The organism is Pseudomonas laurentiana, assembly GCF_014648275.1.
In the GTDB taxonomy this organism is placed as follows: domain Bacteria; phylum Pseudomonadota; class Gammaproteobacteria; order Pseudomonadales; family Pseudomonadaceae; genus Aquipseudomonas; species Aquipseudomonas laurentiana.
The window spans coordinates 152,268-166,863 of record NZ_BMQU01000009.1 but is presented as its reverse complement, the minus strand read 5'-3'; the positions used below and the strand labels follow the sequence as shown (position 1 = coordinate 166,863).

The 14,596-nt window shown below is 57.2% G+C and carries 13 protein-coding genes; 12 read left to right on the top strand and 1 reads right to left on the bottom strand.

Translation table 11 applies throughout. The features are described 5' to 3' along the window. Nucleotides 1-14: 14 nt before the first annotated feature. Together IE038_RS11715 and IE038_RS11710 are read left to right on the top strand one after the other, a co-directional pair. On the top strand, nt 15-752 hold the full coding sequence (locus IE038_RS11715) for a cephalosporin hydroxylase family protein (RefSeq protein WP_189395660.1): 738 nt from the start codon (nt 15-17) through the stop codon (nt 750-752). Between the two features lie 49 nt (nt 753-801). Next, nucleotides 802-3,732 carry a TIGR00180 family glycosyltransferase gene (locus IE038_RS11710; protein WP_189395659.1) on the top strand — a complete coding sequence of 977 codons (2,931 nt, stop codon included), beginning with the start codon at nt 802-804 and terminating at the stop codon, nt 3,730-3,732. A 154-nt stretch (nt 3,733-3,886) separates the two neighbouring features. Here the strand turns inward: IE038_RS11710 and IE038_RS11705 are convergent, their stop codons facing one another. Continuing rightward, nucleotides 3,887-4,207 carry a DUF3077 domain-containing protein gene (locus tag IE038_RS11705; RefSeq protein WP_163939304.1) on the bottom strand — a complete coding sequence of 107 codons (321 nt, stop codon included), beginning with the start codon at nt 4,205-4,207 and terminating at the stop codon, nt 3,887-3,889. Nucleotides 4,208-4,823: 616 nt separating this feature from the next. Here IE038_RS11705 and IE038_RS11700 point away from each other — a divergent pair. From IE038_RS11700 to fliE, 10 genes are all read left to right on the top strand, one after another. Further along, a complete protein-coding gene (locus tag IE038_RS11700) occupies nt 4,824-5,753 on the top strand; it encodes a ketoacyl-ACP synthase III (RefSeq protein WP_163939302.1) in 930 nt (309 codons plus the stop codon). A 348-nt stretch (nt 5,754-6,101) separates the two neighbouring features. Next, on the top strand, nt 6,102-6,953 hold the full coding sequence (locus IE038_RS11695) for a flagellin domain-containing protein (RefSeq protein WP_189395658.1): 852 nt from the start codon (nt 6,102-6,104) through the stop codon (nt 6,951-6,953). A gap of 72 nt (nt 6,954-7,025) precedes the next feature. Next, nucleotides 7,026-7,373, top strand: coding sequence for a flagellar protein FlaG (locus IE038_RS11690; protein WP_189395657.1), 348 nt, complete (start codon nt 7,026-7,028; stop codon nt 7,371-7,373). Nucleotides 7,374-7,443: 70 nt separating this feature from the next. Next, nucleotides 7,444-8,856, top strand: coding sequence for a flagellar filament capping protein FliD (fliD, locus tag IE038_RS11685; protein ID WP_163933686.1), 1,413 nt, complete (start codon nt 7,444-7,446; stop codon nt 8,854-8,856). A gap of 129 nt (nt 8,857-8,985) precedes the next feature. Then, nucleotides 8,986-9,366, top strand: a complete 381-nt coding sequence (gene fliS / locus IE038_RS11680) for a flagellar export chaperone FliS (RefSeq protein WP_065759980.1) — start codon at nt 8,986-8,988, stop codon at nt 9,364-9,366. A gap of 24 nt (nt 9,367-9,390) precedes the next feature. Beyond that, nucleotides 9,391-9,687, top strand: coding sequence for a flagellar protein FliT (gene fliT, locus IE038_RS11675; protein ID WP_163933683.1), 297 nt, complete (start codon nt 9,391-9,393; stop codon nt 9,685-9,687). Nucleotides 9,688-9,860: 173 nt separating this feature from the next. Then, nucleotides 9,861-11,336: a sigma-54 dependent transcriptional regulator gene (locus IE038_RS11670; protein WP_163933679.1), complete on the top strand. Its 1,476-nt coding sequence runs from the start codon at nt 9,861-9,863 to the stop codon at nt 11,334-11,336. A gap of 204 nt (nt 11,337-11,540) precedes the next feature. After that, the gene (locus IE038_RS11665; protein WP_163933676.1) at nt 11,541-12,749 is read left to right on the top strand and encodes a sensor histidine kinase; all 1,209 of its coding nucleotides are present in this window, start codon (nt 11,541-11,543) and stop codon (nt 12,747-12,749) included. Next, on the top strand, nt 12,746-14,137 hold the full coding sequence (locus IE038_RS11660; protein ID WP_163933672.1) for a sigma-54-dependent transcriptional regulator: 1,392 nt from the start codon (nt 12,746-12,748) through the stop codon (nt 14,135-14,137). The genes IE038_RS11665 and IE038_RS11660 overlap by 4 nt, the downstream gene beginning before the upstream one ends. 119 nt (nt 14,138-14,256) lie before the next feature. Continuing rightward, nucleotides 14,257-14,586 carry a flagellar hook-basal body complex protein FliE gene (gene fliE, locus IE038_RS11655; RefSeq protein WP_065759985.1) on the top strand — a complete coding sequence of 110 codons (330 nt, stop codon included), beginning with the start codon at nt 14,257-14,259 and terminating at the stop codon, nt 14,584-14,586. Nucleotides 14,587-14,596 lie beyond the last annotated feature (10 nt).

Sequence of the window (14,596 nt, the reverse complement as noted above, 5' to 3'; positions counted from 1 at the left end):
CAGTGAGACCCTACATGACTGACAATAACGTACATCAGGCTTTTGAGGCTGAGTGCAAGGCTGAGATCGATGCCCAGGGCCAGAACGAAACGCTAAAAGGTCTGGCTCGCGACTTTTTCAATGAATCGGCCCGGCATAAGTACAGTTATCACTTCTCGTGGATGGGGCGTCCCATCATTCAATTGCCTCAGGACATGATGGCAATGCAGGAGCTGATCTGGAACATCAAGCCGGACCTGGTGATCGAGTGCGGTATTGCCCATGGCGGCTCGATTATCTACTACGCCTCGCTGCTGGAGCTGCAAGGGCACGGTGAGGTGCTCGGTATCGACAGGGATATTCGCCCACACAACCGCCAGGCCATCGAAAACCATCCGATGTTCAAGCGTATTCGCATGATCGAGGGGTCCAGCGTTGATTTGGCCGTCGTCGAACAGGTTCGTGCGTTGGCGGCGGGCAAGAAGGTTATCTTGGTACTCGATTCCAACCATACCCATGAGCATGTGCTTGAGGAACTGCGGCTGTATGCACCACTGGTTTCGCTGGGCAGCTACTGCGTCGTGATGGACACGGTGGTTGAAGACATGCCGGCCGATGCTTTTCCTGATCGTCCCTGGGGGCCAGGTGATAACCCGAAGACTGCGGTCTGGGCCTACCTGGAGGAAAACGGCGATTTTGAAATCGATCAGCAAATGAACGACAAATTGCTGATTAGTGTGGCGCCGGACGGCTATCTGCGTCGGGTTCGTTGAATTCTCTGGTCTAAAGCGCACAGGCCCCAGTGGCCGGCAGGAAAGTGATATGCACGTTGAACACATTGCACAAGAAGGCGCAGCGCTGAAAGAGCGTTTTACGCTGGTCATTATCAGTCATGAACGGCCGGCTTTCTTGCGTCGTACGCTGCAGTACTACCAAGGCTTTAGCGGTAAAGTGCTGGTCCTGGATTCTTCGCGCGAGGCGGCAGACGATCTTGTCCAGGATTATCCTGAGGTGGATTATCGCCACCTGCCGGCGTTCAGCTACAAGGGCCTTCAGGATAAGCTGGTCTACGGTGTGGCGCAGGTCAACACGCCTTACATGGCTTTTGCTGCCGACGACGATTTCCTCCTGCACGATGCGTTGGCTGAATCCGTAGCCTTCCTTGAGGCAAATCCCGAGTATGGGTTATGCCATGGCTACGGCATGATGTACCTGGCGCGTGGCACCGAGGTGAACTTCTATCGCCGAGACAAGCGGGTTTGTGAAGACTACAACTCTGATCTTTCCGAAGAGCGGGTGCTGGACTTCCTCGGGCAGTTCTTGCCGCCATTTTATGCGGTGACGCGCACCGACCTGCTGCAGCAGTGGTATGCCGTGCTGCCGGCCAATACCAGTTTTGAATGGCAGGAAATTGGTCACGCGTTCTACCTGCTTGCCTGTGCCAAGGCCAGGATCCTGCCCATTCCCTATGCTGTGCGAGAGGTCAACTACGGTGGCTCGGAGCACAACACCAATGTCTTGACCGTATTGACCTACACCGACTCCAAGTCCGTGGCCGAGCGTGAGGCGTTTGCTCAGTTCCTGGCGTCGACGCCAATGGGCTTTCGCAACAAGACACCTGATCAGATCAAGCACATCGCGTTGATGAGCTTTACCGCAATGGCCCGTGGCTTGCAAAGCGGGCGGGCGCTGGAAGCCTGCATGATCGTTCGCTCCGAGTGGTCGCAGCCGGGGGCTGAGCCTGTGCGCTTCTTTGGCGAGAAACAATTCGTCGAGATGCCGTTCTATAACAAGACGATGTTCGATCTGCTTGCACGTATCGAGTTCCTGATTCACGCCATGCCGGCGGGTCGCTTGCAGCTTCAGGAGCTGGAGCCGATCTTGCTGCGTCAATCGGAACTGATGCAGGTTCATGCCAACGACACCGAGCGCACGATCAAGAGTCGCTTGTGGGAAGCCTTGGGGTTGAGCCCGTTCAACCGTACGGTGGTAGAGCGTTTGTTGAAGTCGCTGCGTGCCACTGGCGATGATGAAGAGGTTGCCCCGCTTCAAGGCTGGTTTGAGCGTTTGTGCAGCGTGCCCGCGTATGATCGCAAGATACTGCTCGACAGTATGGCGTCCGGGCGTTTGCTGAACTGGCTGGAAGCGCGCAATCCAACAGCTGTCCAGGTTCGTCTGGCCAATAAGCGTCTGGCTCGTCATGCCGGTGGTCCGACCTTCGGCATTCTGCTGTTGGACCTGGATGCCGACATGTTCAAGCTGCAGGCGACCTTCGACAGCTTGATGGCGGGCCATTACAAGGCTTTCAAGATTGTGGTGCTGACCACGGGCGATTTGCCCGCCAACACGACACCGGAGCAGACCGTACACTTCGTCAAGGTCACTGCAGAGGATCATGTCGACAAACTCAATCGTGCGCTGACTACCCTCGGCACCGACTGGGTGATTCTTGTCGAGGCTGGCGACTGTTTCACGGCAGGTGGTTTGCTGCGCGCCAGCCTGGAGTTGCTGGAGGCCGATGGTTGCCGTGCGGTGGCAATGGATGAGGTGATGCGTCAGGCCGACGGTACCCTGGTAGAGGTTTTACGCCCAGGCGCCAGTCTCGACATGTTGCAGAGTGTTCCGGGTCTGATGGCGCGGCATTGGCTGGTGCGTCGCGAGTTGTTGCTTGAGGTGGGCGGTTACGATGCTGAGTTTGCCCGGGCACTGGAATTCGACCTGTTGCTCCGCCTGATCGGGCAGGGTGGACTGGCTGGGTTGGCTCACTTGGCCGAGCCGCTGTTGATCGGTCAGGCGCGCGTGCTCGAGTCCAATGAGCATGAGCGTGCAAGCCTGACGCGACAGGTAATACAGCGCGGCTATCCGGGGCAGGTCAGTTCGGCAAAGCCGGGTACTTACCAGATCGACTATCGTCATGAAGCACGCCCACTCGTGTCGATTGTGCTTTATTGCCAGGACAACATGGAGCAACTGCAGCCTTGTCTGGTGAGCGTGCTGCAGCGTACCCGTTACCGGAATCACGAGATTGTCATTGCCGATAACAACAGCCAGTCGCCGCAATTGCTGGCGTGGTTGTCTAGCCTGAGCGCAGGTGGCGATCGTATTCGGGTGGTACGTAGCGAACAGACCATCAGCCCGTCGGCGATGACCAACCTGGCCTGTCAGCAGGCGATCGGGGAATATCTGGTGTTGCTGGCCAGTGATGGCGAAGTGGTAAACGCCAACTGGCTGGAAAGCCTGCTTAACCAGGCGCAGCGTCCAGAGGTTGGTATCGTGGGTGGCAAGCTGCTCGACCGGGCGGGTACGGTCACTCAGGCTGGCCTGGTGCTGGGCTTTGGGGCAGGCGTTGCGCCGGCTCTGGCAGGTGAGGGCAAGGACGCGGCTGGCTATATGCAGCGGCTGCATGTCGAGCATAACGTTTCGGCCCTGTCTGCCGCGTGCCTGATGATCCGCAAGGAACTGTATCTGGCACTGGAAGGCCTCGATGAAGTCGATTTCATGACCCATTACGCCGATGTCGACCTGTGCTTGAAATCCGCTCAGGCGGGTTACCTGACGGTATGGACGCCTCAGGTGCAAGTGATTCATCACGGCGCTGTCGGGCATGAGGAAGCGGCTTTGCAGGCGTTGCGTGAGAAGTGGCCGGGCTATCTGGAAAACGATCCGGCCTATAACGCGAGCCATGCGCGCACGGGCAGAACCTTTGGCCTGGGTGCTCCAACGGCTGTGGAGTGGGAGGTGCTGGTCGGTTAATCGCCCGGTACGCCACTAATCAAAAGCCACGAGCGCCTAGGGGTGTTCGTGGCTTTTTTTATAGGGGCAGGTGTGGCCTGGGCTGCCTTGCACGGAGCTATCCGCACTGCGTAAGAGGAGGGACGATGCAAGGCTGCTACCCCCAATAGAGCACTCAGCCGCTCTGTAGTGAGTGAGAGGGCTGCACGTCTATGCCATCAAGTAGCGCTTCTACTAATCCAAGTGCCATCTCAATGCTGGTACGTGTGGACCAGAGCACGCTGAGGGTTTGGTTGTCGACCACCTCACAGGCTTTTGCGTTGGTGGCGTAGGCGGAACGCAGAAGAATGGACAGGTGTATCAGCGCATCTTCTGCATTGATGCCGGGGCGAACGCTGAATAGCGGGTCATGGCTGCCTTCGCAAGAGCCGAAAGTGGCGCTGGCGGTTCTTTGCAAGGTGCAGGTGGGTGGAGGGTCAGGGACGACTTTGTGCATGGTGAACTCCTTTTGCAATGGAGCTGCCAGTTATCGCCGCGAAACGATAGGGTGGCAGCTGTGCGCGGGTTCGCGGACCGAGGCAAAAGGAACTCGGCAGACCCGAAGGTCTCCCACGCACAGCCGCCATTACACAGAAAACGGGCACAAAAAAAGCGCCTGGAATTGTGTTGGTGGGGCGCTGTAGCGCCTTTTGCTATACGGGCCGCGACGCCCGGTCACTGAATTTGCAGTGACCGGGCGAAGGTTAGCGAGGTTGGGAAGGGTATTCAAGTGAAGGATCGGAAGGATTCAAGGTGGCTGACTTTAGCGACTGAATCTCGATAGAACGGAAAAGCATTGCCGGCAATTTCGGCTTTTTCGATGTGTAATCCATTGGTCTGGGTGTTGTTGGCTTGTCAGCAATTCGGCAAATTAAGCGTGACCTGCGAGTCATATCGCGCATCTTCACTGTATATTGTCAGGACCGGGAATCGCCCTGCCATCCGGTATGTGCCTGCCAGGCCTCCCTGGCAGCCTGCTTCGCCGCGTTTTTGGGTGGCAAACATCCCTGATTGTCGGTGCCTCTCCACTGTGCGAGCGGCGGGTATTCAGTTGTTAATTAATGGGAAGCCATATGATTGGCATTAAAAGCATCGCCAGTTACGTGCCGGCCGCTGGCGTGGACAACTACGCTCAAGGCGCAAAATTCGAAAAGGATGAAGCTTTCATCCTGGGCAAGATCGGTTCCGCTTTCCTGCCACGCAAAGATGTCGCTCAGGAAACCTCGGACCTCTGTGTAGAAGCTGTCAATGCCTTGTTTGCGGCCAACCCGCAGCTTTCGCGTGAATCCATCGATGCGTTGATTGTCGTTACTCAGAATGGTGACGAAGAAGGCTTGCCGCATACCGCTGCCATCGTTCAGGACAAGCTGGGCCTGCCGACTCATGTGGCTGCGTTTGATATCTCGCTGGGCTGCTCGGGCTACGTCTATGGTATCTACGCGCTCAAGGGCTTCATGGAAGCCACAGGCCTGAAGAACGGCCTGCTGATCACGGCTGACCCTTATTCGAAGATCGTCGATCCGGAAGACCGCAATACCACCATGCTGTTTGGTGATGCGGCCACTGCTACCTGGATGGGCGAAGATGCACCGTGGCAGTTGGGTAAAGCCAAGTTCGGTACCGACGGTTCTGGTGCAGCACACCTGAAGGTCACTGATGGTGTATTTTTCATGAACGGCCGTCAGGTGTTCAACTTTGCCTTGCTCAAGGTCCCGGCCCACCTGCATGAATTGCTGGGTGAAAGCGGCCTGCAGCCGGCAGATATCGATGCGTTCTGTATCCATCAGGGCAGCGCGGCCATCGTGGATGCGGTTGCACGACGTTTCGAGGACGACCCGGAGAAGTTCATCAAAGACATGGTCGAGACGGGTAATACCGTGTCGTCGAGCATTCCGCTGTTGCTGGAAAAGCACGTGCTTGAGTCGAATTTCAAGCGTGTGGCGTTGAGTGGCTTTGGTGTTGGCCTGTCCTGGGGATCGGCGATCATCCAGCGTGCGGACTAAGCACAGCGACTGATGACGAACCCCCCGCTTTTTAGCGGGGGTTCGTTTTTTCAGGGCGTTCTTTTTCGGGTTCCAGGTTTACTGGCGCAGGCTTGCCAGCGATGCAGGTGCTGCATGCTTGCGAGCGCTTCACAGGGCGTTGGGTGGTGTGAGGGGGGGTAGGGCGGCGCTGTTTTTATGGCGTCAAACCCTTGATTTCATTGGGCTGGCACGATGCCAGTAAAAATTTTCAAAAAATCCCTAAAGCAACGTGCCTTGACGACGATAACTATTACGAAGGTTCTCTAGGCCAAACCCGGCGGTTGCCAAGGCCGGAAGCCGCAGTATCCCACAAACGAGGAATTCGTCATGGCATTAACCGTAAACACCAACGTTGCGTCGCTGACAGTTCAGAAGAACCTGAGCAGGGCCTCTGATGCACTTAGCAACTCGATGACTCGTCTGTCTTCCGGCCTGAAAATCAACAGCGCTAAAGATGACGCTGCCGGCCTGCAGATCGCTACCCGTATGACCTCGCAGATCCGCGGTCAGACCATGGCAATCAAAAACGCCAACGACGGTATCTCCATCGCCCAGACCGCTGAAGGCGCGATGCAAGAGCAGACCAACATTCTGCAGCGTATGCGTGAACTGGCTATTCAGTCGCGAAACGACACTAACAGCACCACTGACCGTGCAGCGCTGAACAAAGAGTTCGCGGCAATGTCCGACGAACTGACTCGTATCGCAAGCAGCACCCAGCTCAACGGCAAGAACCTGCTGAACGGTAACGCTGGTACAATGACTTTCCAGGTTGGTTCCAACAATGGCGTTTCGGACCAGATCTCCATCACCCTGAGCGACTCGATGGGTGCAGTGAAGCTGGGCGTTGACTCCGACGCTGTTGCTATCACTGGTTCGGATAGTACTACTGCAGAGGCAAGCTTCCAGAAAGCGATCACTGCAATCGACACTGCCCTGCAAACCATCAACACCACTCGTGCTGACCTCGGTGCTGCACAGAACCGTCTGAGCAGCACCATCAACAACCTGCAGAACATCAACGAAAACGCCTCCGCTGCACTTGGTCGCGTACAGGACACTGACTTCGCTGCCGAGACTGCTCAGTTGACCAAGCAGCAAACTCTGCAACAAGCGTCGACTTCGGTTCTGGCTCAAGCCAACCAGTTGCCATCTGCCGTGCTGAAACTGCTTCAGTAATCACCTGATGGTTATCGGCGGGGGAGTGCGTTCATGGCGTTCCCCCGCCTTTTGCATTAAGAGGTGACAGACATGGATATGAGCGTGAAGCTGAACCAGTCTTACCCGGCAGTGCGACCCACCGAGCAGGTCGCCGAAAAAGCCACGGCAAAACAAAGTGAGCCGTCGCGGGATACAGCCGACAAGGGTGTGCCCGATACTGAAAAGGTGAAGAGTGCTGTCAAGGAAATCGAAAAATTCCTGGCCTCGAACCGACGAAATCTCGAATTCTCCACGGACGAAGAATCCGGCAAGATTGTGGTCAAAGTCATCGCTAGCGAGACCGGTGAGCTGGTGCGCCAGATTCCATCGGAAGAAGTCTTGAAGATTGCTAACAGCCTCAGCGATGTAAATAGCCTGCTGTTCAACGCGAAGGCCTGAACTGGCAGACTTACCATGTGTTCGCTAGTCTCGCTGGGCTAGGGAAGCGCGAAACCTAGAGGGATTAACAATGGCAAGTCCAATTACCTCCACTACGGGCATGGGCTCGGGGCTGAACATCGGTTCGATCGTCGAGGCACTGGTTAACTCCGACACGGCCGCCAAGCAGGCCCAGATCACCCGTCAGACGACCAACAACAAGGCCTACATCTCCGGTGTCGGTGCGCTCAAGAGTGCGCTGGCGGCTTATCAGGCTTCCATGAAGAAGCTTAACGATAGCGCTGCACCTTCATTCAATGCCTATGCTGCTAGCTCCGCCAATGAGAATGTTCTCAAGGCTACGGCAAGCAACACTGCAGTTCCCGGTACCTATGAAGTCAACGTCTCCCAATTGGCGACGGGTTCCAAGGTGGCCAGCAGGTTGTTTGCCACCGCTGACGGTGGCGCTGCGACCCCTATTCCCAAGGGCGACCTGGCCATTGAGCAGAACGGCAAGACCTATACGGTAAGCATCGGTGATGGCGCCACGCTGCAAAGCGTGCGCGACTCGATCAACGACGCCCTTGCAGTGAACGGCATCAGTGCGAACATCATCAATGAATCTGGCGGTGCGCGCCTGGTGCTGGGTTCGACGACTACCGGTGCTGGTTCCGATATCAAGGTGATAGGGGGGGCTACGGGCATTAGTATCGATGGTACCAAGCCCATGGCTACCAATGGTTCCGGTTACATTAGTGCGCTTGCTCAGGACGCGAAACTGACCATTGACGGTCTGGCTGTCACGAGCAAATCCAATACCGTCGAGAATGCTATCAGTGGTATTACGCTTGATCTCGTTGCAGTGAGCTCGGGCGCGGCTACCACTAAGGTAACAGTCGGTGCCAACAATGACGGGCTGAAAGCTTCGGTGCAGCAGTTCGTCGATGCCTACAATACGATGGTCAAGGCGGTCAATGCGCTGACAGCGACCAGTACGGATGCAAATGGCAATACGGTGCTTGGTTCGCTGACTGGGGATGCAACTACGCGTTCGCTGTTGGCGGATATTCGTAGTGAGTTGGCAACCATTGGTTCAGGTGATCGCCTGACATCGCTAAGCCAGTTGGGTATTAATACGCAAAAAGACGGCACGCTTGAGTTCAATGGCACCAAGTTCACCGCTGCCATGAATGACAAGAAACTGGGCAATGAGGTCCAGGAGCTGTTCACGGGCACCAATGGTGTCTTTGAGCGGATGAACAAAGCGATTGAGCCCTACATCAAGACTGATGGTGTTCTGACTTCGCGTGCCAATAATCTGAATGCGCTGCAGAAGCGGCTTGATCAGCAGCAAGAAGACCTTGATCGTCGTGTCGAACTGCTCACAGCTTCGCTGACCAAGAAGTACATCGCTATGGATACCGTGGTGGGTAAGCTGAAGGCGCAGGCTAATAGCATCACCTCGATCTTTGAGGCGATCACTGCGCAGCAACGGAATTCCTGATCGATTGGCGGTGCCAAAAGCCCGGCGTCACCCTTTGGGTGCGCCGGGCTTTGTACATGGTGGCTAAAGTTTTTTGACGCGCTGTCGATACAGCCGTTATATGAATCCTTTTGTGTGACGAGGTAGAACATGAACCCTATGTTGGCCCTTCGGCAATACCAGAAAGTTAACGGTCAGGCGCAGACCTCCGAGGCTAGCCCGCACCGCTTGGTGCAAATGCTGATGCAGGGCGGCCTGGACCGTATTGCTCAGGCCAAGGGCGCCATGGCGCGCAATGATATCGCCCAGAAAGGCATCCTGATCGGCAAGGTCATCGGTATCGTCGGCGGCTTGCGCGAGGGGCTGGATCTGGAAAATCATGCTGATTCATTGGCGGACCTGGACAGCCTGTATGCCTACATGAGTAAGCGTCTGGTCGAAGCCAATGTGCAGAACGATCCGGAAATTCTCAACGAGGTAGCTCGTTTGCTGATTACCGTCAAGGAAGGCTGGGACGCAATTGGCGAATAATTCGCTTGCGCCGAGGAGGTTGTGATGAGCGCCGTGCTCGAGCGTATTGAACAAACCCGTGACGCACTACTGGGAGCATTGGCCAATCGTGACTGGGATGCGATCAGTGATCTGGATGTGAATTGCCGCCTCTGCGTCGATGATGTGCTGGGTGAGCCCGAGCTGGATGAGGCGGTGTTGCGCGTCAAGCTTGAGGAGTTGCTCGGTGTCTATCGGCAATTAATTGAGGTTGCAAGTGGTGAGCGTCAAACAATAGTCGATGAATTGGCACAGATCCGACAAGCCAAAAACGCGGCAAAGGTATACCATCTGTTTACCTGACGCTGGCCGATTCGAAAAAGAAGTGCGCCATAAATTTGACTATGTGCGACTTTTTGACTTAACTAGTGGCTGTTTTCTAAATGTTGACGTCCAAGCACTGACGGTTCAGTCGGAATGATGTCGAGCAAGCCCTGAGCGTGGGGCGCTGAGTTGACTAGGGAAGTTGCTATTGCATGTGGCGTGAAACCAAAATTCTCCTGATCGATGACGACAGTGTTCGCCGCCGCGATTTAGCGGTGGTCCTGAATTTTCTCGGCGAAGACAATTTATCCTGCTCAAGCCATGACTGGCAGCAGGTCGTCGAGTCGTTGTCATCCAGTCGTGAAGTACTTTGCGTCCTGATTGGTGCTGTGAATGCTCCGGCAAGTCTTTCGGGCTTGCTTAAGACCGTGGCAGCCTGGGATGAGTTCCTTCCTGTGTTGCTTTTGGGCGAAATTTCTTCTGCCGATCTGCCAGATGAGTTGCGCCGCCGCGTGCTGTCCAGCCTTGAAATGCCGCCCAGCTACAGCAAGTTGCTGGATTCCCTGCACCGTGCGCAGGTCTATCGCGAGATGTACGATGCTGCCCGTGAGCGTGGTCGGCAGCGTGAGCCGAACCTGTTTCGCAGCCTGGTCGGCACCAGTCGTGCCATCCAGCATGTGCGGCAGATGATGCAGCAGGTGGCTGATACCGACGCCAGTGTGTTGATCCTGGGTGAGTCGGGCACTGGCAAGGAAGTGGTTGCGCGCAACCTTCATTACCATTCCAAGCGCCGCGAAGCGCCGTTCGTGCCAGTGAACTGTGGTGCGATTCCGGCAGAGCTGCTGGAAAGCGAATTGTTCGGCCATGAGAAGGGCGCCTTCACCGGTGCAATCACCAGCCGTGCCGGGCGTTTCGAGTTGGCCAATGGCGGCACCCTGTTCCTTGATGAAATTGGCGACATGCCGCTGCCGATGCAGGTCAAGCTGCTGCGGGTGCTGCAGGAGCGAACCTTCGAGCGTGTGGGCAGCAACAAAACCCAGAGCATTGATGTGCGTATCATCGCCGCGACCCACAAAAACCTCGAGAGCATGATCGAGGTGGGGTCCTTCCGTGAGGACCTGTATTACCGGCTTAACGTTTTCCCCATCGAAATGGCTCCCCTGCGAGAGCGGGTTGAAGACATCCCGTTGCTGATGAACGAGTTGATCTCGCGCATGGAGCACGAAAAGCGTGGCTCTATCCGCTTCAATTCGGCTGCGATCATGTCGCTGTGCCGTCATGGCTGGCCGGGCAACGTCCGTGAGCTGGCCAACCTGGTCGAGCGCATGGCGATCATGCACCCATATGGGGTGATCGGGGTCTCCGAGCTGCCTAAGAAGTTCCGCTATGTCGACGATGAGGATGAGCATCTGGTCGACAGTTTGCGCTCTGATCTTGAGGAGCGCGTGGCAATCAACGGTCACACGCCGAACTTCTCCAGTCACGCCATGCTGCCGCCCGAGGGGCTGGATCTCAAGGACTACCTCGGCAGTCTGGAGCAGGGCTTGATCCAGCAGGCGCTTGACGACGCCAGTGGTGTGGTGGCGCGTGCTGCAGAGCGTTTGCGTATCCGGCGTACCACGTTGGTCGAGAAAATGCGCAAGTACGGCATGAGTCGACGTGAGGGCGATGAGCAGGCAGAAGATTGACACCTGCCGGGCGGCGGCGGAAGTCGAAGTGCTACTGTCGCCGCCAATATCCTTATCCTTTGCAGGGCTGTAGTGCCCGTCGCCGTTGGTTCTCGCTGGTGTTTGCAGGTAGCGTGGCTGTGCCGTGAAAAGTATCCGGCACGGCTATTGCTATATCGCTGGCAACATACCGTTTTATGACGGTCAGCCACGCGAGAGTGCACGATGCCCCACGCCGCTACCATCTCCAGTCTCCCTGAGCTGAAGGGAGCGAACACTTGTGAGCAGGAAAGTCGTAACGGGCTTGAGCAGGCCTTTGCCCTGTTCGACCAGATGTCGACGCAGCTCAATCAATCCTACAACCTGCTTGAGGCGCGAGTCACAGAGCTCAAGGGTGAGCTGGCGGTGGTCAGCGCTCAGCGGATGGCTGAACTGGCAGAGAAAGAGCGGTTGGCCAACCGTCTGCAGAATCTTCTGGATTTGCTGCCGGGGGGCGTCATTGTCATCGATGCGTTGGGCCGGGTGCGTGAAGCCAACCCCGCTGCGCGTGAATTGCTGGGTGAGCCGTTGGACGGTGAGTTGTGGCGCCATGTGATCGCGCGCAGCTTTGCACCACGTGAAGATGATGGTCATGAGGTGTCATTGCGCGATGGTCGGCGTCTGTCTATAGCCACTCGATCGCTTGATGCCGAGCCGGGGCAGTTGGTGCTGCTCAATGACCTGACCGAAACCCGCCATCTTCAGGATCAGCTTGCGCGCCATCAGCGTCTGTCGTCGCTGGGGCGAATGGTAGCGTCGCTCGCCCATCAGATTCGCACGCCCTTGTCTGCGGCCTTGCTGTACGCCAGTCACCTGGCGGAGCAGACCTTGCCTGTGGAAACTCAGCAGCGTTTCGCCGCTACCCTCAAGGAGCGTTTGCACGAGCTGGAGCATCAGGTGCGCGACATGCTGGTGTTCGCTCGCGGCGAGTTGCCATTAACCGATCGCCTGACACCCAAGGCGTTGTTTCAGGCCTTGCAGCAGGCCGCACACCCTCATGTTCAGGGGCACCTGGTGCGTTGGCAATGTGACAGCCATCTGGGTGATCTGTTGTGCAACCGCGACACCTTGGTTGGGGCGTTGCTCAATCTGATTGAGAACGCGATACAGGCCAGTACGGATCAGGCTCGTTTGAAAATTCACCTGTATCGCCGAGATCAGGTGCTGTACGTGAGCGTGAGTGATGCCGGGGAGGGTATTGATGCCGGGTTGCTGGCGCGCTTGGGTGAACCGTTCCTGACCACCAAGGCGACCGGTACCGGGCTGGGTCTGGCGGTGGTCAAGGCGGTGGTGCGGGCGCATCAGGGCGAGCTGCAGTTGCGCTCGCGTCCTGGGCGAGGTACGTGTGCCCGTGTCAGCTTGCCCTTGATCGGTGCGCAGGAGGGTGTAGCGTGACGGCGATCAAGGTGTTGCTGGTCGAAGATGACCGGGTGCTGCGCCAAGCCCTTGGCGATACCCTGATGTTGGGGGGGGTCGACTATCTGGCGGTGAGTTCTGCGGAAGAGGCGTTGGCGGCGGTTGCTGAGCAGGCCTTCAGTCTGGTGGTCAGTGATGTGAATATGCCGGGCATGGACGGTCACCAACTGCTGGCGCTGTTGCGGGCCCGCCATCCGCAGTTGCCCGTGCTGTTGATGACGGCGCACGCAGCGGTTGAGCGCGCCGTGCAGGCGATGCGCCAAGGGGCTGTCGATTATCTGGTCAAGCCGTTCGAGCCGCGCGCCCTGCTGGACCTGGTGGGTTGTCATGCCGTCGGGGCGCCCGACAGTGCTGAAGGTGACGGTCCTGTGGCGCGCGAACCGGCCAGTGCCCAGTTGCTGGAACTGGCGGCAAGGGTGGCTCGCAGTGATTCTACCGTGCTGATTTCCGGTGAGTCCGGTACCGGTAAAGAGGTGCTGGCGCGCTACATCCATCAGCAGTCGCCGCGGGCCCAGCAACCGTTTGTAGCGATCAACTGCGCAGCAATTCCCGACAACATGCTCGAGGCTACCCTGTTCGGTCACGAGAAGGGTTCGTTTACCGGGGCCATTGCCGCTCAGGCGGGAAAGTTCGAGCAGGCGGATGGCGGTACCTTGCTGCTTGATGAAATTTCCGAAATGCCACTGGGCTTGCAGGCCAAGCTCTTGCGTGTGCTGCAAGAGCGCGAGGTGGAGCGAGTGGGTGGGCGTAAGCCGATTGCGCTGGATATCCGTGTGGTCGCCACTACCAACCGTGACTTGGCCGGTGAAGTGGCGGCGGGGCGGTTCCGTGAAGATCTCTACTATCGTTTGTCGGTGTTTCCCCTCGCCTGGCGCCCCTTGCGCGAGCGCAGTGCCGATATTCTGCCGCTGGCCGAGCGTTTGCTGGCGCGCCACGTCAATAAAATGAAACATGCGCCGGTCAAGTTGTCCCCTGGTGCCCAGTCCTGCTTGCAGGAATACCCGTGGCCAGGCAACGTGCGTGAGCTGGATAATGCGATCCAGAGGGCGCTGATTTTGCAGCAGGGCGGCGTGATCGAAGCGGAAGATTTCTGTCTGGCGGGCGTCCTGCCTGCGTTGGCACCGGCATCTGTCGAGCCGCAGGCGTTAGCCCCTTCGTTGCCTGAACAAGAAGTCAACGGCCTGGGAGATGACTTGCGTCGGCACGAATTCCAGATGATCATCGACACCCTTCGCGCTGAGCGCGGTCGCCGCAAAGAGGCCGCCGAGCGACTGGGCATCAGTCCTCGTACCCTGCGTTACAAGCTTGCGCAGATGCGTGATGCAGGGGTGGATGTCGAAGCCAGCCTGTACGCCTCGGGCGGCTAAAGCCCTGGTTATTTAGAGTTTTTATTCGGCTCGTTACGTAGCTGGCACTCTTGTTGCTAAGTCCAGCCTATCCGCTGCGTGAGTGTCAAAAAAATGCGGGCCGTCGGAGAGAGAAGTCCATGAGCCAAGGTGTTGAATTTAATCGATTGATGTTGGACATGCGCGCCATGCAGATGGACGCCATGTCCATGCCGAAGGCTGCGGCACCAGCGTCTGAGCTAGGCTCTAGCAATTTTGCCGACATGCTCGGCCAGGCGATCAACAAGGTCAGCGACACCCAGAATGCGTCTACTCAGTTGGCCAATGCGTTTGAAGTTGGCAAGAGCGGCGTCGACCTCACCGACGTAATGATTGCTTCGCAGAAAGCGAGCGTTTCCTTTCAAGCCTTGACCCAGGTGCGCAACAAGCTGGTGCAGGCCTATCAAGACATCATGCAGATGCCGGTTTAAGGGCGAGATT